General features: G+C 70.6%; 1 protein-coding gene. It reads left to right on the top strand.

The annotated features are described in order from the left end of the window. Positions 1 to 971: L,D-transpeptidase family protein (locus tag ABL57_RS18905; RefSeq protein WP_371212497.1), on the top strand; the 971-nt coding region annotated here is incomplete at its 5' end. Positions 972 to 1,061: the final 90 nt, after the last annotated feature.

The raw sequence follows: 1,061 nt of genomic DNA on the forward strand, positions 1-1,061 counted from the left end.
GCACGGTGAACACCTACGGGGCGATCGGGAGCAAGTGGGTCCTCGGCGGGCGCGAGACGGGGGTCTACGGGTATCCGACGACCGACGAGGTGTGCGGGCTGGCCGGGCGTGGGTGCCGGCAGTCGTTCTCGGGCGACCGCACCATCTACTGGACTGCCTCCACCGGTGCGCGCACGGTGAACACCTACGGGGCGATCGGGAAGCAGTGGATCGGGACCGGGGGCGAGCGGGGGAGTCTGGGCTACCCCGTCACGGACGAGGTTGGGACCGGGACCGTGCACCAGAAGTTCCAGCGCGGCCTCGTCACCTGGAGCCGATCCGAGGGGTCCCGGATCCACCTGTTCCGCGGGGAGTGCCAGAACCTCAACAACGGCCGCTCGGTGCAGCCGACCCGCAACGCGGGGCGGGTGTCCCTGACCATCGCCGAGGGCTACGGCCGGTCCGAGGCCACGTTCGTCAACTGCGTGCGGATCGGCGGCAGCTACGTCGAGGAGTGGCGCACGTCCGCCTACGTGGGCGCCAGCGGCTTCAAGCGCCCGGGGGTCCCCTCCGGGCACACGCAGTACCTCTACTCGCCGCAGGGCTCGTACTCGGTCACGGAGTCCTTCGGGGTCTACAACCCCGGCACCGCGCTGCCCTACCGCCCGCTCAACCCGAACTCCCGGTGGGGCGGGCGCCTGGGCACCCTGTACAACAAGTACTTCGAGTCCACCGGCTACACCTGGCCGGACGAGAACATGTGGTACTTCGCGCAGTCCGGCGACTACCGGCTGGGCGTCGTCATCAACTACAACCGCCCGCCCGACTCGCCGATCGTCCAGGGCAACGGCTTCGCGATCTTCCTGCACGCCAACAAGAAGCCCACCGCCGGGTGCATCGCCCTGCACGAGCACGAGGTCGCCCGGTACATGCGCACCGCGCGGTCCGGTGACCGGATCATCATGGGCGTCCGGGCGGACCTGTTCCGCTGACCGGCTGAGGCCGGGGACCCGGCCACGGACGGACGGGGGACCGCGCGCCGCGCGGTCCCCCGTCCGTCCGTGCAGGACCAGGTCTACTCG

It is taken from the genome of Kocuria sp. SM24M-10, from assembly GCF_001027955.1.
GTDB classification, from domain to species: Bacteria; Actinomycetota; Actinomycetes; order Actinomycetales; family Micrococcaceae; genus Kocuria; species Kocuria oceani.